Below are 18,188 nucleotides of genomic sequence, written 5' to 3' on the forward strand. Positions count from 1 at the left end.
GGGTGCTGTGGGTCCGGTTCTGCAGTTCTCTACTCACTGTGTTATCGTTGCAGCTGTTGCGATAGCGTCCGTCCCGTTTTCCGTAGAATAATTGTCAAGAACGAGTAGGATCCGGAAATTCGGGCGATCGATCGGTCGCACACGCAAGGGAAACCACCACAACGTTGACGCTCGTCTGTTTTCTCGAATTATGACAGCAGGGCTAGGAGATGGCGGCATCGAGGAGTGTCCGGGGTCGGTGATGGTCGGTCCTCCTGCGGGCCGCTCGTCGGGCGACGATCGGCGGCGGGCGCAATCGGCACGGCGGGTGATGACCGACGGTGGACAGGCACAGGCAGAAATGGAAGCGGAGGACGAGGAGAGCGAGGGAGAACAGGGAGTCGAAGACGAGGACCAGACTGAAGAGAGCGACACGGAGGAGAGCGAAACCGAGGAACAAGAAGAAGAGCGCGAAACCGAAGAACAAGCGGAGGAGAGCGACACAGAACAGATCGACGACGAAGACGAAGCGGACGAAGAAGCCAGCGAGGCTAAAGACGAAGACGAAGCGGACGAAGAAGCCAGTGAGGCTAAAGACGACGGAGACGAAGCGGACGAAGAGGACGGTGAGGATACCGGAGATCTCACCGAGGACGATCGCGAGGAGGGCCACGCCGATGACGCCGAAGACGTTTACGAGGGTGAGGATGCCTCCGGCGTAGTACACCTCGATCTCGACGGGCTGTTTCTCGATCTCCTCGGACTCGAGGTCAACTTGAACCCGGTCACGCTTGACGTGTCGGCTCGACCCGGGGAGAACAACTTGCTCGGAAATCTGCTGTCTGCGGTGACCGGACTGCTCGACGGCACGAGTGCGCTGCTCGACAAACTCACCTCACTGCTCGGCAAGCCAGGTGAGTGGCTCGGCTCGTTGACCGATCGGGTTCGATCGGGGCTCAACACGATAGTCAGCAAGCCGGGAGCTTTCCTTCGGAGTCTCTTCGGCAGTGCCGAAGAACCCATCGAGGATGTGGGTGAGGAGGAAGCAGGAGAAGAAGAAGAAGCAGCAGGAGAGCCTGGACGGATCAGTGCGGCCGTTGAGTGGGTTCGATCGAAGCTTTCGGGTGCGGCTAGCTGGCTGAAAGAACGACTCGTCGGGCTCGTTCCGGGACTCCCGATCGAAGAACTCATCGCGACGATCGTTCGCACCGCGATACAACAGCTACTCGAACAGTTCGAACCGGACGAGCGGGGCGAAACGGGCGACCAACAACAGGACGGCGCACAAGCGGAGGCCTAACTATGAGTCAAGAATCCGAATCGATGACCCAGCGTATCGACTACGAAGCCATTACCGAGAGTATCGACATCCAGGACCTCATCTCGGGCACCCAGTGGGAGGACCAGATCGACGAAGACCAGCCCCTCGGGGAAGCACTCGGAGCCCAGATCGGTGCGATCGTCGGTCGCAAACTCGGTGAGACGATCGGGCGAACGATCGGGCAACTGGTCGTCGAGGAACTCTTCAGCACGAAAGACGACGCAGAAGATGCCGACGCTGAGGACACAGAGGAGGGAGAAGCTACCGAGGAAGACGACGAGACCGAGGAGGAGGCGGCCGACGAAGAAGACGAAGAAGACGAGGGAGAATCGCCGGAGGCGGAAGGCGAGGGCGACGAGCCGAAAGAGGGCGACCAGGAAGCAGCGACCGCCGAGGAAGACGACGAGGCCGAGTCGGACGATGCCAACGGCGACGGTGAGGAGGCCTAATCCCGTGACGGCGCATCCGCCTACCGACGATCGATTGCGGGGAGGTGCCTTCGATGAGTGACGATGGCGGGTTGACCGCGGCCGTCACCGAGGAAGTGACGAATCAGGTCAGCATCAGCGAATTGCTCGGTGACGGCGATCTGAAAGACGAGATCGACGGCGGCGAACTTGGAGCGGCGGTCGGTCGAAAATTCGGTGAGCAGACTGGTCGGGAACTCGGTGGCGCGGTCGGCCGGGAGGTCCACGAGGCGCTCGCGAGGGGAGCCGAGGAGGGCCACACGCTCACAGAGCTTCGCGCTGCCGTGACGTCGGCGGTCCGTGCGGGACTCACGGATGGGATCGACGAACTCGGCGGGCGGCAGGCCGTCGAGTCACTCGCCCAGCGGGCGACCGACGGCAGTCCGATCGAGGGCGTGCTCGATCGCGAGGAATCCGACGGAGAAGCGGACGACGCGGCCGACGACGAAGCGGACGAGACAGACGAGGCCGAGGAAGACGTCGGAGACCAAGATACCGCCGTCGAGGAGGGAGACGACGACACAACAGACGAGAGTGTCGAAGCAGCGGACGAATCTGAGTCCGATCTGTCGGGCGAGGACATCGAAGATCTCAGGCGCGACACGCTGGCGGACTTCCTCGGGGTGATGTCCTACAAGGATCTCCAGTCGATCGCGAAAGACGTCGGCGTGAAAGCAAACCTCAGTCGGGAAGAAATGACCGATCGGATCGTCGAGACCGTCACTGACGAGGGAGACGAGTCGACGGACGATGGGGAAGAGCCAGCCGAAGCCGAATCGGCGTCGGCAGCGAACGAGGCGACGCAGGAAGCGAAGTGATCTGCCAGTTTCGATTTCGAATACGACACACGCGCAGCGAGACCACCAATGAGCGATCATATTCAGAACCGAGTCGACGAACTGCTCGCACAGGCTGCAGACGCCGGGGGAACTGCTCTCTCGACCGCAGAGTCAGACGACGATCCATCGGCAGTGGGGTCGCTTCGCGAGACGGCCCGTGAGGCGAGCGATCTCCTCGACTCGTCGGAGCCGGAGGACCTGCTCGCCGCGGCCGGTCTCGAAACGCTTCCCGACGGGACCGAGCCGGCGTCGATTCCCGAAGCGATCGCGAAGGGCGACCCCGACCGCGTCGACGACCTCAGGCGATTGTTGAATCTTGCGAAACTTGCCGATCGAGCTGACGACGGCGTGCTCGACGAAGCGACCGATAGCCTCAGGGAATCGATCGACGCTGAAGCAAGCGAGGGGGCGATTGCATCCGGCGAGCAGGTGGCCCGAGTCAGTGACGAGACAGAGACTGACGAGACCGCCAGCGAAACCTCGTCGGAGTCAGCGCCCTCGGACGCAGAAGAGACGGAAACAGCGAGCCTCGAAGACCGGATGCGATCGACGCTGTCCGATCGGTTCGAGCAGTTTGGCGACGACGTGTCGCAACTGCAGGACCGACTGGAATCGGTAGCTGCGACCGCGACGGGGGACGAATCGAAGGCGGACGGCGAGAGCGACGAGACGACCGACGCCGAGGATGGGGGTGAGAAGGCCGACGACGGTGAAGACGACGGTGGGGTGCTCGACACCGAGCAAGAGGGGCGAGCGGGAGGTCTCGGTTCGAGCGACTCGTCGCGCTTCTCCACGATGGCACCACCCCCGTCGGAACGGGCGGACATGCGCGCCGTAAAGCGCTACTCGACGATGCCGAAGAAGGACTGAGGATACCGAAGAAGGACTGAACAGGGCGGCTTGAAGCGGGCAGACGGTGGGCGTCTACGGTGCGAGCACGTTCGCGTTCGGTTCGTCAGGTCTCCTCGGCGTCTGCTCCGTTCGCGGTTCGCCAGTCGTCGATGAACAGCCGTACGCCCATGACGGGGATGAACAGGAAAAACGCAAGCATCACTGCCGAAGAGATAACTGCGTTGAAATACTGGATCGAGAAGGCAGGAGACAGCAGTACCGACGAGACGAGAACGCCCCCGAGAAGGGAGACCATGACGAGAACGAGGAGATCGCGACGCTTGACTGGGACCTCATCGGCCATGTCGTGAGATTGGAGTCGAACACGTTTAACGTCACGATTCGCTGTCGAGCAGCGAGTCGTCTCGGCACCGATCGCGAAGGTCGAAACCGACGAAAGCCAGCCCCGCGCCGGGAAGCGATCGAGTACGTGGTCAGTCGATCGAACGCGCCGTCGTCGACCGAGTACGTGAGCGGTAGCTTGCAATCGTTCGTGCTGACCTCGTATCAGGTATAGTTCTTTGCCGTCGCGACGAGTACGGTTGCGTATGTACGAGTCGATCCTCGTCGCGACCGACGGCAGCGATGGCGCGAAGCAGGCGATCGACCACGCGATCGAACTAGCCGCCGAAAGCGAAGCGGCGTTCTACGGCATCTCCGTCGTCGAAACGCGACGAGCGTACGACAACGCGATCGTCGACCCGGAGGAGGCCGAGCGGACCCTCCGTGAACGGGCGGCAGCGTCACTCGACGTGCTCGACGCCGCTGCCGGGGACGCCGGAGTACGGGTCGAGACGACGATTCGATCGGGCGTGCCCTCCAATGAGATTGTCGCGTACGCAAACGAATGCGACGCCGACCTCATCGTTCTCGGTGCGAAGGGGGGATCGGACCTACGGCGGGCGCTGCTCGGGAGTACGGTCGACGGCGTTCTCAGGCACGCGGATCGCTCGGTTCTCGTCGTCGGACCGTGACAGCCGCGGTGACGGGTGTCACTCAGTTCGTGCCAGCAAGGGCGAACATTTACCACCACTCTCGTACGAAATAGCGCTATGACACTGCTCGTCCCTTTCGATGGATCGGATCTCGCGATGAACGCACTCGAGAGGGCGTCGACGTTCGGTGAACTGCTGGATCAAGCTGTTGTCGTTCTGACGGTGATTCCCGACGACGGCGAGTACGCCGTCGATCGCGGCTGGATCACCCAGGGTGAGCCGTTCGATCCGGAAGGGATCGCTGCTGGAATCCAGACGCGGGCCGACGAGGTCGCGCCGGAGGCGACGTTCCGCGTCCAGCGGGTCAGCTCCGACGAACCGACCGCGACGGCGACCACGAACGTGGTTCGCGAGATTCGTCGGGTTGCCGCGGAGGTCGAGGCCTCGGTCGTCTTCATCGGCTCGGAGAACGCTGGATCGGTGATCGCACCGCAGTCGAGCGTCGGCAGCCCCGTCGCGAACGACCACCGGTACGACGTGTACGTCGTTCGCCACCCCGCCGCGGAAGTCGACCCCGACGAGATTTCTGATATCGATTCCACGGGTCAGTTCTAGGTATGTGGGCGGCACCCGCCCGTAGCCGTCTCACAATCGAATAGGCGACAATCCGAACCGCGTCTTCGATGAGCCAGCACGTGTCGATCGACGAACTGGAACCGCCGCCACGCAGGAGCCGATGCAGTCGCTGACGCTGCCCGTCGACGATCCGGTCCTCATTTTCGGGCTGGCGATGCTCGTGTTTCTGACCGCGCCGTTGGTGTTACAGCGCTACCGGGTTCCCGGCATCGTCGGGATCATCCTCGTCGGCGCGGCGATCGGACCCAACGGTCTCGGCGTGCTCGAGCGCGACGAGACGATCGTCCTGCTCGGGGAGGTCGGCATCGTCTACCTGCTGTTCGTCGCCGGACTCGAGATCAACGTCGACCAGTTCGTCGCGTACAAGGATCGAAGCATCGTCTTCGGGGTGCTCTCGTTTGCGATCCCACAAGCGATCGGAATGGTCGTCGGCTACACCCTGCTCGGGCTATCGATCGGGGCTGCGGCGTTGTTCGCCGCGATTTTCGCTTCCCACACCCTGCTGGCCTATCCGATCGTCAACCGCTTTGGCATCGCGAAAACGGAGAGCGTCACGGCCACGATCGGCGGGACGATCGTCACGGACACGCTCGCGTTGCTGGTGCTCGCGGTCGTCGTCGCCGCGGATGCCGGCGAGATCGGTCCCGTCTTCTGGGTCGAGTTGACCGTCGGGTTGAGCGCGTTTCTGGTGGGCGTCTGGGTACTCGTGCCCAGGATCGGCCGGTGGTTCTTCCGGACTGTCGACCAGGAGAGTTACTTCGAGTTCCTGTTCGTGATGGCGATCCTGTTCGGCTGTGCGTTTCTCGCGGAACTCGCGGGCGTCGAGCACATCGTCGGCGCGTTCCTCGCCGGTCTCGCCCTGAATCGACTGATCCCCGAGAGCGGGCCGCTGATGAACCGAATCGAGTTCGTCGGGAACGCGCTGTTCATCCCGTTTTTCCTGCTCTCGGTCGGGATGCTCGTCGACGTTCGCGTCCTCGCGGCGGGGACGGAAACGCTGTCGATCGCGGCCGCGTTCGTCGTGCTCGTCGTCGTCACCAAGTATACCGCAGCCTGGCTCACCGCGGCCGTCTACGACTACCCACGCGAGGAACTGCTAACGATGTTCGGTCTCTCGCTGGGGCAGGCCGCGGCCGCGCTCGCGATCGTCCTGATCGGCTTCGATCGCGGGCTGTTCGGGGAACCCATGCTCAACGCGACGATCGTGTTGATCCTCGTCGCCAGCGTCCTCAGTCCGGCGATCGTCGATCGCTACGGACGGGCGATCGCCCGCGCCTCGGAGCGGGCCGCCTACGACCCGCTGTCGGCACCCCAGCGGATCATGATCCCCTTCTCGCGCGACTCGGTGTTCCGCGCGAAACTCCTCGATCTCGGCGTCTACCTCCGCGAGGAGGCCAGCGCCCAGCCGCTGTACCTCCTTACCGTCGCCAATCCGGACGGGGACGCCGACGCCGCGATTGCAGACATCGAGCGATCGACCGAGGAGAGCGCGGCCTACGCCGCCGGGGCGGAAGTCCCCGTCGAAGGCCAGACGCGCCTCGATCGGAACGTTGCGGCGGGGATCGTCCGCGCCGCCTACGAGAACCGGATCACGACCCTGCTTCTCGGCTGGGACGGGACGGCCTCGCGCCGCCAGCGGGTGTTCGGTGACGTGATCGATCAGGTGCTCACGCGGACGACGCAGCTGGTCGTCGTCTCGCACGTCCGCAACCCGCTGAACACGACGGCGCGACTCGTGGTCGTCCTCCCGCCGGGAATCGAGTCCAACGCCGGCTTCCCGGAGGCGAGACACGCGATCGATCGCCTCGCGGCGCAACTGGGTGCGTCCGTGGAGGGACTCGTCGTCGAGGACCGGCCCGGCCAGTTCGAACGACTGTTCGAGCGCTCCGACGCCGATGTGGAGGCGACGTTCGAGCGCGTCGGCGGCTGGAACGCCCTTCGCCAGCGCCTCGCTGACGACGTGGCGGGCACCGATCTGGTCGTCATCGCGAGCGCGCGCCAGGACACGATGGGGTGGCACCCGGCGTTGCAGACGCTGCCCGCGTTCGTGGCGCGGGAGACGGACGGAAACTTCCTCGTCGTCTACCCGGCGGTCGGTGCCCCCGGCGACGATCGCCGGTTCCTCCAGTTTCGGTGATCGATCGGCGTCGGTCGGATTTGCTCGCTTGAGGAACGTTTATTCGTCCGACTGTCCACGTTCGAGACGAGATATGGACGATCGGAACGGGTGGGGACGGGACAGTGTCGTCCCCACCGGATCGCCTCGCCGGCCGCCCGCGTCGTTCGTCGAGCAGGCGAACGTCACCGAAGACGGGATCGCTGACGCGTTCGAGACGGAGTGGCCCGAGTGCTGGGAGCGTGCCGCCTCGTTGCTCAGCTGGGAGGCGTCCTACGACGCCGTCCTCGACGGCGAGGACGCCCCCTTTTACCGCTGGTTCGACGGCGGCCGGCTGAACGCGTCGTACAACTGCCTCGATCGGCACGTCGAGGCGGGCCGGAAGACCCACACCGCGATCAGGTGGGAGGGCAAACGCGGCGGGCGCGAGACCGACACCTATCAGGACCTCTTCGTCGAGGTCAACGAACTCGCCGCGGCGCTGCGCGATCTCGGCGTCGAGGAAGACGACGTGGTGACGATCTATCTGCCGATGATCCCGGAGCTACCGGTCGCGATGCTCGCGTGTGCCCGCATCGGAGCCCCCCACTCGGTCGTTTTCGCGGGGCTGTCGGCCGACGCGCTCGCGACCCGGATGGACGCCGCCGACAGCGAGTACCTGCTCACCTGCGACGGCTACTACCGCCGCGGCGACGCCTTCAACCAGAAGAGCAAGGTCGACAACGCCCGCCTCGCGCTAGACCAGGACGTGAGGACGGTCGTGGTCGATCGCCTTGGGGACGATCTGCCCCACGTGCTCGGGGACGACGAGTGGGATTATCACGACCTCCGGGAGCGGTTCGCCGGGGAAACCGTCGACCCCGTTCCGCGCGAGGCCGAGGACATGCTGTTTCTGATGTATACGTCGGGGACGACGGGCGAGCCGAAAGGCGTCGTCCACAGCACGGGCGGCTATCTCGCCCACGTCGCGTGGACGAGTCACGCCGTGTTGGACGTCAAACCCGAAGACACCTACTGGTGTGCGGCCGACATCGGCTGGATCACCGGCCACTCCTACATCGTCTACGGCCCGCTCGCGCTCGGAACGACCACCGTCATGTACGAGGGAACGCCCGACTACCCCGATCGAGATCGCCTCTGGGAGATCATCGATCGAAACGCCGTCGACGTGTTCTACACCGCGCCGACGGGGATTCGGGCGTTCATGAAATGGGGTGAAAAGTACCCCGACCGGCACGACCTCTCCTCGCTTCGACTGCTCGGGACCGTCGGGGAACCCATCAGTCCGCGCCCCTGGGAGTGGTATCACGAGCACATCGGCGGCGGGGAGTGCCCGATCGTCGACACGTGGTGGCAGACCGAAACCGGAGCCATCGCCGTCTCGACGCTTCCCGGCGTCGACGAGATGAAACCCGGCGCGGCGGGGCCGGCGCTGCCCGGCATCGACGCTCGCGTCGTCGACGAGTCCGGCACCGAAGTCGACCCCGGCGAAGCGGGCCACCTCGTTCTCGCCCGTCCGTGGCCCGGAATGGCCCGGACGCTGTACGACGGCGACGATCGGTTTCTCGCGGAGTACTGGAAACGCTTTTCGAACCCCGAGACTGGCGAGTGGCGGTACGAAAGCGGCGACGCCGCCCGGATGGACGAGGACGGCTACCTCACCGTCCTCGGGCGGGTCGACGACGTGATCAACGTCTCCGGGCGGCGACTCAGCACGACGGAGATCGAGTCCGCGATCGCGGGCGTCGACGGCGTCGCGGAAACGGCTGTCGTCGGCCGCTCGAACGAGATCAGCGGCACCGACGTCTACGCCTACGTGACCACGGAGGGCCATCGCGACGCCGGGGACGACTTTCGACAGACGATCGTCGACGCCGTCGAATCGACGATCGGCCCGATCGCCAGCCCCGCCGAGGTAGTGTTCACGCCGGAACTCCCCAAGACGCGATCTGGGAAGATCATGCGCCGCTTGCTGGCCGACGTCGCCAACGGCGAGGAACTGGGCGATACGAGTGCGCTCCGGAACCCCGAAATCGTCGGTGAGATTCAGGCTGAAATCCGCGACACCGAGCAGACATTTCGGTAATTCAGCGATCGCGAAACGGAATTTCGGGCCGAAAAATCGACTGTTAACCCCTCCGTTTCGAAGCCGGTCCGCGCTGCGATACAATTATGTTCGCGTCGCCTGAAAGAGCGAACTATGAGTTCCGAGGAGGCCGACGCGTCGGGGCTGTCACGTCGTCGGTACGAATCGCTCCTCGACGCGGCCGAGACCTACCGCGAGGCGCTCGTGGTGCGCCTCTGTGGCGAGGTCGGGCTCAGGCCGGCGGAGCTGACTCGGCTCACCGCCGACGGGATCGACCGAGTCCAGTCCGAGCCGCCGCGGTATCTCCTGTGGGTTCCGTCCGAGGACGGCGAGGCCGATCGCGGCGGACGCGATCGAGGCGATCGCGACAACGGGACCGGCCGGGAGGGCGGAACCGATCTGCACGACCGAACTGATCGCGATGGTCGCGTCGCGTACCTGCCGTCCCACGTCGAACGCGATCTCCGCCGCTACACGAGAAGCAACGGGCTCGACGGGGGCGATCGCGTGTTTTCCGTGACGGCGCGACGGCTCCAGATGCTGGTTTCGGCGGTTGCCGATCGGGCGAGCGAACGGGTCGACGAGCCGTCGCTGTCGGGCGCTTCGACGAGTGATTTGCGGCGGTACTTCGCCGAATCCGCGCTCGTCGGCTACGAGATCAACCCGCGGGTCGTCAAGTCGATCGGCGGGTGGCAGAGCTTCGAGGCGCTCGAACCGTATCTGGCCGATCCGACTGACGACGAAATCGTCGTGGCGTGTGCCCCGCTCGAGCGACCGGGGGCGGGGACGCGGACGCGATCGCAGGCGGGCCCCAGCGACGCGGTCGGGACTGACGCCGTGGTCCGGTCGCTGCTCGGAGCGACCGATCGCTGTGCGATCGTCCGACTCGACGGCGAGGGGTACGTCGATCGGTGGAATCGGAGCGCGGCCTCGACGTTCGGCCACCGGGCCAGCGAGATCGTCGGGACTCACGTCTCGACGCTGTTTACGGCCGAGGCCGTCGAGCGCGGCGTTCCGGACCACGCTCTGGCGGCCGCCGAAACCGAGGGAGGGTACGAGGACGATCTGGAACTGGTTCGGGCGGACGGCACGCGGTTTCACGCGGCGGTCGTCGTCTCGTCGATCGAAACGGCCGGGACTCGCGAAAGCGGGTACGCCGTTTTCGTCGACGACGTCTCGAGGTACCAGGATCGGCTCCAAGCCGTCCGGTCGTCCCGCGAGGATCTCGAGGAGGAGTGTGCGATCGCTCGCTGTCACCGCCGGCTCACCGAGTCGCTGCTCTCTGCAACCGGCCACGAGGAAGTCGAGGCGGAAACCTGCCGAGCGCTGACCGCGGGCGGGGCCTACGCCTTCGCGTGGATCGATCGGACGACAGTCGCGGAGGGGGCTCGCGGACTACGAACCGCGAGCGGAATCAGTTCGGCGGCGGCCGATCGACTCGTCCCCGACGACTGGTGTGACGGAGAGTGGACGACGGACGCCGCGTCGACCGTTCGAATCGCCCGCGGGCGCACGGCGTCGCCGGAGGAACCGCTCGCAGACGGGGCGCAGGCGAGAGCGAGCGCTGGCGAGCGGGTTGACGGCGGGGGGAACGACGGCGACACGAGGGCCGACGAGGACGGTACGAGAGCCGACGACGACCCGTTCGAGGGATCGATCGCCCGCGTCGCGCTCTCGTACGGTGAGACAAGCTACGGGACGGTGACCGTCGCGACGGATCGCGAGGAAGCGTTCGACGAGTCCGAGCGGGCGTGGCTCGAGACGATCGGCCAGCACGCCGGGTACGCGATCGCGGCGGTTCGCCGCCGGAACCTGTTGCTCTCCGATCGCGTGCTCGAAGTCGAGTTCCGCTGTCGAGACGATCGGTCGTTTTTCGTCGACACAACGCGCGCGCTCGACTGTCGGTTCGAACTCGATTCGCTGGTTCCGATTTCGGAGTCGACGAAACTCTACTACGTTCGTCTCGAGGGGGCCTCACCCGCGGCGGTCTTCGACCGGGCAGCCGACGATCCCGGAATCGTCGACGCCCGGTTGATCGAAACCGACGCCGAGGGCTGGCGGGTCGAGTTCGTCGTCGAGGGCTCCTCGCCCGCACTGACGCTCACGGAGTACGGCGTCACCGCCCTCGAAGCGACGGTCGAAGACGGCGTCGCGGCGATCACGGGCGAGTGTGCGGCCGGAACCGACCTCCGGACGATCGTCAACGGTCTTCGGTCGGCGTTTCCCGACTCCGCGCTGGTCGGGAAACACGAGACCGAGCGGGCGGCCCAGACGGCCCGCGAGTTCCGGGAGGGACTCGAAGATCGGTTGACCGATCGCCAGGAGGCGTCGCTTCGCGCGGCGTACTTCGGCGGCTACTACGACTGGCCGCGCGAGAGTACGGCAGAGGAAGTGGCCGACGCGATGGGAATCTCCTCGCCGACGCTGCACAACCACCTGCGGAAGGGCCAACACGAACTCCTCCGGACGTTCTTCGACGATCCGGGCGCGGAGCCGTGATCGGTATCGCAACCGAGACGGAACCGCGGAGTGGTCCTCGACTCTTCAGCGTCGCGTTCGAGCCTCCGATGTCGGATCTAAGCCTCTAGGGCGGCGCACGCAGGAGAGGCGTACTCCCCGATCGTTTCGCCGTCGATCGTCCGCGTTCGGTTCGGTCGCAGCGGTCGAAATCGGTTCGTGACCGTGAATTTCGATCGTTTCAGAACAACGGTAATAAAATACGAGTTCAAAATATACGGATTAAAAATTCGTTTTGTACACCTAGAGAGTTGCTTTACTACTGTTGTTGTAGACTGGTCTGTTGTACCATGTCACAGGATGACGCGACCCTCGAGGCGCGACTCGAGGAACAGGAGGCATTCGAGCCACCCGAATCGTTCGTCGAGCAGGCGAACGTCAGCAACCGGGGGATCTACGAGGAGTTCGAGGAGAACTGGCCGGAGTGTTGGGAACGAGCCGCCGACTTGCTCACGTGGGACGAGGCCTACGACACCGTCCTCGAGGACGGCAACGCGCCGTTCTATGAGTGGTTTACCGGCGGCCGGCTCAACGCGTCGTACAACTGCCTCGATCGACACGTCGCGGACGGTGCCGGCGACAGCGTCGCGATCGAGTGGGAAGGCGAACTCGGTGAGACCCGCACCTACACCTACGAGAAACTGCTCGACGAAGTCGAAGATTTCGCCGCGACGCTTCGGGACCTCGGTGTCGAGGAGGACGACGTCGTCACCCTGTACATGCCGATGATTCCGGAGTTGCCGATTGCGATGCTCGCCTGTGCCCGCATCGGTGCACCGCACAGCGTCGTTTTCGCCGGCTTCTCGGCGGACGCGCTCGCAACGCGGATGAACTCGGCCGACAGCGAATACCTGATTAGCTGCGACGGGTACTACCGGCGCGGCGACCCGCTCGACCACATCTCAAAGACCAACGAGGGACTCGCGGGCGTCGACCACGAAGTGTCCGACGTCGTCATCGTCGATCGGCTGGGTGACGAGTTAGAGCACGACCTCGCGGACAACCAGCACGACTACGACAAACTGGTGGCAGACCACGAGGGCTCGACGGTCGAGCCGGTGTCGCGGGACGCCGAAGACATGCTGTTCCTGATGTACACGTCGGGAACGACGGGCCAGCCGAAAGGCGTCAAGCACACGACCGGGGGTTACCTCGCGTATGCGGCGTGGACGAGTCACGCGGTGCTGGATATCGAAGCCGACGACACCTACTGGTGTTCGGCGGATATCGGCTGGATCACCGGTCACTCCTACATCGTCTACGGCCCGCTCGCGCTGGGGACGACGTCCGTCATGTACGAGGGGACGCCGGACTACCCCGACAAGGACCGCCTCTGGGAGATCGTCGAGAAGAACGAGGTCGACATCTTCTACACCGCACCGACGGCGATCCGTGCGTTCATGAAGTGGGGGTCCGAGTACACGGAGAACCACGACCTCTCCTCGCTTCGCCTGCTCGGCACCGTCGGGGAGCCGATCAACCCGCGAGCCTGGAAGTGGTACTACAAACACATCGGCGGCGAGGAGTGTCCGATCGTCGACACCTGGTGGCAGACCGAAACCGGCGGGATGATGATCACCACGCTGCCGGGGATCAACACGATGAAACCCGGCTCCGCGGGGCCGCCGCTGCCCGGCATCGACGCCCGCGTCGTCAACGCGGAAGGCGAGGAGGTCGAGGGCGGTCAGGCCGGCTACGTCACGGTCAACAACCCGTGGCCGGGGATGTTGCGGACGCTCTACAACAACGACGAGCGGTTCATCTCGGAGTACTGGGCGGAGTACTCCGACGAGGAGGCCGACGAGTGGGTCTACTTCCCCGAAGACGGCGCGGCACTCGACGACGACGGCTACATCACCATCCTCGGCCGGGTCGACGACGTGATCAACGTCTCCGGCCACCGGCTCGGTACGATGGAGATCGAATCGGCCGTCGTCGGCGTCGAAGGCATTGCCGAGGCCGCGGTCGTCGGCGGCGACCACGAGGTCAAAGGCGAGGCGGTCTACGTCTACGCCATCCCCGAAGACGGCTACGAAGGCGACGACGAACTCGAAGAGCGGGCTATCGAAGGCATCCTCGACTCCATCGGGCCGATCGCAAAGCCCGAAGAGGTGCTCTTCACGCCTGAACTGCCCAAGACGCGATCGGGGAAGATTATGCGTCGTCTCCTCGAGGACATCGCGAGCGGCAACGAACTCGGCAACACGTCGACCCTGCGGAATCCGGAGGTCGTCGACGAGATTGCTGACCAGGTCGAAGGCGAGTAATCGCCTTCACCGTTATTTGAGACAATGGCACAGGACCACGCACGCACACAACCATAACGGACCAACATATGGGAGATAATAACAGCCACGACACGAACGACGAATCGACCGAACTCCAGACGGACGGAGGCGTCTCGGATGTCGAACGCGAGGAGCAGATCGACTACCTGGACGTAGAGATCAACCTGCTGAAGCCGGCGACGCCGTTTATGCGCGATCACAACCGGGTTATCCTCAAGGGGTTCGCACTCTGGGCCGTCATCGTCTTCGGGCCGATCACGTTGACGCGGCTCTTCCCCGACGTGATGACGACGACGATGCCGGCACTCGGCTTCCCGCTTCACTACTTCCTGATCGCGATCGGCGGGCCGGCCGGCGCGCTCTTGCTGTCGGTCTGGTACGTCCGCAAGCGCGACCAGATCGACGACAAGTACGACATCGAACAGCTGACCGCAACCGGCGCGGGACCGACCGAAACGAGCGGTCAGGAGCCGGCGGCGACTGACGGGGGGGCCGACCGATGAGCGGCCTCGAGATCGCCGCGATCGACACCCTCGCAGCGGCGGGCGACGCGGCCATGCCGCTCCAGGCAGACGAGGAGTTGCTCCCGGAGGGGCTGAACATCGGCTTCAAGCCGGCCCCTGCGATCATCGTCATCGCCATGATGGCCCTGTTCCTTGCGGCCGGGGTCTTCTACAAGGTCGCCGACACCGCCGACATGTGGGTCGCCGGTCGCTCGATCGGGAACGTCGAAAACGGCATGGCGATCGGCGCGAACTGGATGTCCGCCGCCTCCTATCTCGGGATGGCGGCGCTGATCGCGCTGTCGGGCGTCTACGGGCTGGCGTTCGTCGTCGGCTGGACGACCGGCTACTTCGTTCTGCTCATCTTCCTGGCCGCCCAGATGCGCCGGTTCGGAAAGTACACCGCACCCGACTTCGTCGGTGACCGGTTCAACTCGGACGCCGCCCGAGCGATCGCCGCGATCACGACGTTCCTGATCGGCTTCGTCTACGCGCTCGGCCAGGCCCGCGGGATGGGACTGGTCGGTCTGTACATTCTCGGTGATCCCAACAACATCGTCGCGCTACCGGGCCTGAGCGGCTACCAGGCGATGATGGTCATCTTCATGGTCATCACGATCGCCTACCTCGCGCTATCGGGGATGCTCGGCGCGACCAAGACGATGGTCATCCAGTACGTCATCCTCATCAGCGCGTTCCTGATCGGACTGTTGGTCACCGGCTACGCGAGCGGCTACTCGACGGTCCTGCCGCAACTCGAGTACGGCATGCTGATCAGCGAACTCAGCGCCGAATTCTCCGATCCGTTCGCGGGCGGGAGCTACTACCTGTGGATCGCGACGGCGTTCAGCCTGATCTTCGGGACCTGTGGCCTGCCACACGTCCTGGTCCGGTTCTACACGGTCGAGAACGAGCGAATCGCCCGCTGGTCGTGCACCTGGGGGCTTGGCTTCATCTGTCTGCTGTACCTGTCGGCACCCGCCTACGCCGCGTTCGGAACGGACCTCTACAGCAACGAGGTTGGCCCGGCCTACGGCGACCCGGGTATGAGCGCGGAAGCCGGTGACGTCATCGTCGTGCTGGCGTCGCAGCTGGCCGGCCTGCCTTCCTGGCTCGTCGGCTTCGTCGCGGCGGGCGGTATCGCCGCGGCGATCGCGACGACCGCCGGACTGTTCATCGCCGGTTCGTCGGCGATCTCCCACGACATCTACGCGAACATCATCAACGAGGACGCGACCCAGCAACAACAGGTTCTGGTCGGTCGACTGAGCATCATCGCGCTGGGCGTGCTCACGATCATCTTCGCGCTGGACCCGACTGCGCCGATCGCCGCGCTGGTCTCCTTTGCGTTCTCGCTCGCGGCCACCGTCCTGTTCCCGATGTTCTTCCTCGGACTCTGGTGGGAGAACACGAACCGACAGGGCGCACTCGCCGGGATGATCACCGGGCTGGTCGTCTGGCTCATCCCGATGTTCAACGAGGGCCACTTCGGACCCGGCTTCGGAATCGGATTCCTCGAAACGTGGATGCCCGCGATCGGCTCCGGACTAATCGGCGTCCCGATCGTCTTCGCCGTGACGATCGCCGTCTCGCTGGTCACGCCGGAACCGCCCATCCAGACGAAACAGATGGTCCGGCAGTGTCACAGCCCGGACCCGATGCCAAAGGACAAGACGGCGGCCGACGTGGTCGCAGAAAAGAACAGCGGCGGCCCATCCCCTGCTGACGACTGATCCATGTACGAACGCATACTCATTCCCACGGACGGAAGCGACGTCGCGGAACTGGCGGTCGAACACGCACTCGACATCGCAGCACAGTACGATGCCGAGGTCCACGCGCTGTACGTCGTCGACACCGACGCGGTCGCCTACAGTCTGGGCGCAGAACAGGTCGATCGGATCAGACAGGGGAACTTCCAGGGCATGACGGAGCTCCGCGAGGACGCCGAAGACGCGACCGGGTACGTCCGCGATCAAGCGGATGCACGCGGGCTCTCGACGGTCGAACACATCTCTGGGGGCCAGCCCCACGAGATGATCGCCAACTATGCCCGGGACCACGATGTCGACCTCATCGTCATGGGAAGCCACGGTCGCTCCGGCGTGCGGCGGGCGCTCCTCGGCAGCGTCGCGGAACGAACGCTCCGGTCGACGACGATCCCGGTTCTCGTCGTCGACGCTCGAGCGGATCACTAACCGACGGCGACTTTTTTTTGGTCGATCGATCGGCCCGCTACGGATTGTTGAATCGTGGCCGATCGAGGAGGCCGCTCCCGGACGGCGGAGCCGTTATTGGCGCTCGTTTTGCTGAGCGATCGCCAGTTTGAAACTCCAGATCAATCCGAAATAAGCGACAATCCCCGTAAGCATGAACAGATAGTACGCCCACGTTGGGCCCTCGACCAGCGAAAAGATGATTTCGACGATCGTAACCCAGATGATCGCAAAGGCCAGGTCCGCCAGGATTCCCCACCGCTCTTCGCGGGCGGTCACGACCCACTCCCGGAAATCGATCACGATTCACTCACCCGCTGGATCGAGGCGTCGGCCATCGTGTAGCCGTTTCTCGAGTACCCGAAAAAGCCTATCGGGGGAAGGCCGAACGCGCCGACCACCGGTAGCCGACGCGTGCGGCCGGTGCGATTCGGGAAAGGGCTGCAGTTTCGTCACCAGATGGAACTACGCCACCACACCACGTGCACAGTGGCGGTGATCTCTAGTATGGGCGACACGCAATCGTCTGGCACAAACGACAACTCGAAAATTCACCGTACCAGATCCGCCGACGAGACTGAAATCGCCGGACGCGTGCACGGAGCAGGGCCGCCGCTCGTTCTCGTTCCCGGCGCGATGGCCGACGGCGAGTTCGTCTGGGAGTCGCTACTTCCGACGCTCACCGACCGGTTTACGTGCTACGCGATGAGTCCACGAAGCCGCGGATTGAGCGAGCATAGCACCGACCTCGCGCGCGAGCGACGGCTACAGGACGTGACGGCATTCGTAGAGAGCCTCGGGGAACCGGTTTCACTCTTCGGCTGGTCGCAAGGCGGCCTGCTGGCCCTCGGTACAGCGGCGCGCACCGACGCGGTCTCCGCCGTCGCTACCTACGAACCACCCGTCTTCGAGGTGATGGGCGATGACGAACGCCAGCGGTTGTCGAACCGGATCGACCGCATGATTCGACTGCTTTCCGATGATCGGGCTCTCGACGCTGCCGAAACGTTCCTCGAATGGGTCGCGACCGAAGACGAGATGGCCGACGTGCGAGCGTTCGACTTCCCGGAACGCTGTGCACCGAACGTCCCGGTGTTTTTAGAGGAAGCCCAGCTACTCGGGGACCCCGACGCGCCCAGCCCGACCGAGCCGTCGGCACTCGCAACGATTTCGGTCTCGGTGTTGCTCCTTCGAGGAACCCGATCGATTCCGGATCCCTGGCTGGTCGATAGCGTCGATCACGTCGCCGAGAACGTCGCGTCCGCGACGATGCGCGAGATTCCGGGTGCCGGACACATGGGTCCCGCCAGCGATCCGGACGCCGTCGCCGACGCGCTTATCGAATTCTTCGCCGAAACGCCGGAACCAGCCTGACACGCCGGATCGTATTTTGG

General features: G+C 64.6%; 16 protein-coding genes. 14 read left to right on the forward strand and 2 right to left on the reverse strand.

Features of this window, described 5'->3' with window-relative positions; translation table 11 throughout:
- The first annotated feature begins 190 nt into the window (after positions 1-190).
- The 4 genes from AC6I6L_RS03525 to AC6I6L_RS03540 are packed head-to-tail and all read left to right on the forward strand — an operon-like array spanning position 191 to position 3,476.
- Positions 191-1,279, forward strand: a complete 1,089-nt coding sequence (locus AC6I6L_RS03525) for a hypothetical protein (RefSeq protein ID WP_497916328.1) — start codon at positions 191-193, stop codon at positions 1,277-1,279.
- Between the two features lie 2 nt (positions 1,280-1,281).
- Positions 1,282-1,749, forward strand: a complete 468-nt coding sequence (locus tag AC6I6L_RS03530; RefSeq protein WP_497916329.1) for a hypothetical protein — start codon at positions 1,282-1,284, stop codon at positions 1,747-1,749.
- 53 nt (positions 1,750-1,802) lie between these two features.
- On the forward strand, positions 1,803-2,585 hold the full coding sequence (locus AC6I6L_RS03535; protein WP_497916330.1) for a hypothetical protein: 783 nt from the start codon (positions 1,803-1,805) through the stop codon (positions 2,583-2,585).
- Positions 2,586-2,633: 48 nt separating this feature from the next.
- Entirely contained in the window at positions 2,634-3,476 is an 843-nt protein-coding gene (locus AC6I6L_RS03540) for a hypothetical protein (protein WP_497916331.1), read from the forward strand.
- Positions 3,477-3,561: 85 nt separating this feature from the next.
- Here AC6I6L_RS03540 and AC6I6L_RS03545 read toward each other — a convergent pair whose 3' ends face one another.
- Entirely contained in the window at positions 3,562-3,801 is a 240-nt protein-coding gene (locus tag AC6I6L_RS03545) for a hypothetical protein (protein WP_497916332.1), read from the reverse strand.
- Between the two features lie 244 nt (positions 3,802-4,045).
- Between AC6I6L_RS03545 and AC6I6L_RS03550 the strand changes: the two genes are divergently transcribed.
- The 9 genes from AC6I6L_RS03550 (at position 4,046) to AC6I6L_RS03590 (ending at position 16,776) form a co-directional block, all read left to right on the forward strand.
- Positions 4,046-4,471: a universal stress protein gene (locus tag AC6I6L_RS03550; RefSeq protein ID WP_497916333.1), complete on the forward strand. Its 426-nt coding sequence runs from the start codon at positions 4,046-4,048 to the stop codon at positions 4,469-4,471.
- 78 nt (positions 4,472-4,549) lie between these two features.
- Entirely contained in the window at positions 4,550-5,047 is a 498-nt protein-coding gene (locus AC6I6L_RS03555; RefSeq protein ID WP_497916334.1) for a universal stress protein, read from the forward strand.
- Between the two features lie 121 nt (positions 5,048-5,168).
- The gene (locus AC6I6L_RS03560; RefSeq protein ID WP_497916335.1) at positions 5,169-7,205 is read left to right on the forward strand and encodes a cation:proton antiporter domain-containing protein; all 2,037 of its coding nucleotides are present in this window, start codon (positions 5,169-5,171) and stop codon (positions 7,203-7,205) included.
- Between the two features lie 73 nt (positions 7,206-7,278).
- Positions 7,279-9,270: an acetate--CoA ligase gene (acs, locus tag AC6I6L_RS03565; RefSeq protein WP_497916336.1), complete on the forward strand. Its 1,992-nt coding sequence runs from the start codon at positions 7,279-7,281 to the stop codon at positions 9,268-9,270.
- Positions 9,271-9,384: 114 nt separating this feature from the next.
- Positions 9,385-11,769: a bacterio-opsin activator domain-containing protein gene (locus AC6I6L_RS03570; RefSeq protein ID WP_497916337.1), complete on the forward strand. Its 2,385-nt coding sequence runs from the start codon at positions 9,385-9,387 to the stop codon at positions 11,767-11,769.
- A gap of 308 nt (positions 11,770-12,077) precedes the next feature.
- Complete coding sequence (acs, locus tag AC6I6L_RS03575) at positions 12,078-14,054, forward strand: acetate--CoA ligase (RefSeq protein ID WP_497916338.1); 1,977 nt, start codon at positions 12,078-12,080, stop codon at positions 14,052-14,054.
- 68 nt (positions 14,055-14,122) lie between these two features.
- Complete coding sequence (locus tag AC6I6L_RS03580) at positions 14,123-14,578, forward strand: DUF4212 domain-containing protein (protein ID WP_497916339.1); 456 nt, start codon at positions 14,123-14,125, stop codon at positions 14,576-14,578.
- Complete coding sequence (locus tag AC6I6L_RS03585; RefSeq protein WP_497916340.1) at positions 14,575-16,311, forward strand: sodium:solute symporter family transporter; 1,737 nt, start codon at positions 14,575-14,577, stop codon at positions 16,309-16,311. Before AC6I6L_RS03580 ends, AC6I6L_RS03585 begins: the two co-directional genes overlap by 4 nt.
- A gap of 3 nt (positions 16,312-16,314) precedes the next feature.
- Positions 16,315-16,776 (forward strand): universal stress protein, encoded by a 462-nt coding sequence (locus AC6I6L_RS03590; protein WP_497916341.1) that lies wholly within the window; start codon positions 16,315-16,317, stop codon positions 16,774-16,776.
- A 93-nt stretch (positions 16,777-16,869) separates the two neighbouring features.
- Here the strand turns inward: AC6I6L_RS03590 and AC6I6L_RS03595 are convergent, their stop codons facing one another.
- Positions 16,870-17,097, reverse strand: coding sequence for a DUF8119 family protein (locus tag AC6I6L_RS03595; RefSeq protein ID WP_497916342.1), 228 nt, complete (start codon positions 17,095-17,097; stop codon positions 16,870-16,872).
- 204 nt (positions 17,098-17,301) lie between these two features.
- Between AC6I6L_RS03595 and AC6I6L_RS03600 the strand changes: the two genes are divergently transcribed.
- Complete coding sequence (locus tag AC6I6L_RS03600; RefSeq protein ID WP_497916343.1) at positions 17,302-18,168, forward strand: alpha/beta fold hydrolase; 867 nt, start codon at positions 17,302-17,304, stop codon at positions 18,166-18,168.
- Positions 18,169-18,188 lie beyond the last annotated feature (20 nt).

The sequence above is a fragment of the Halosolutus sp. DAT137 genome (genome assembly GCF_059736405.1).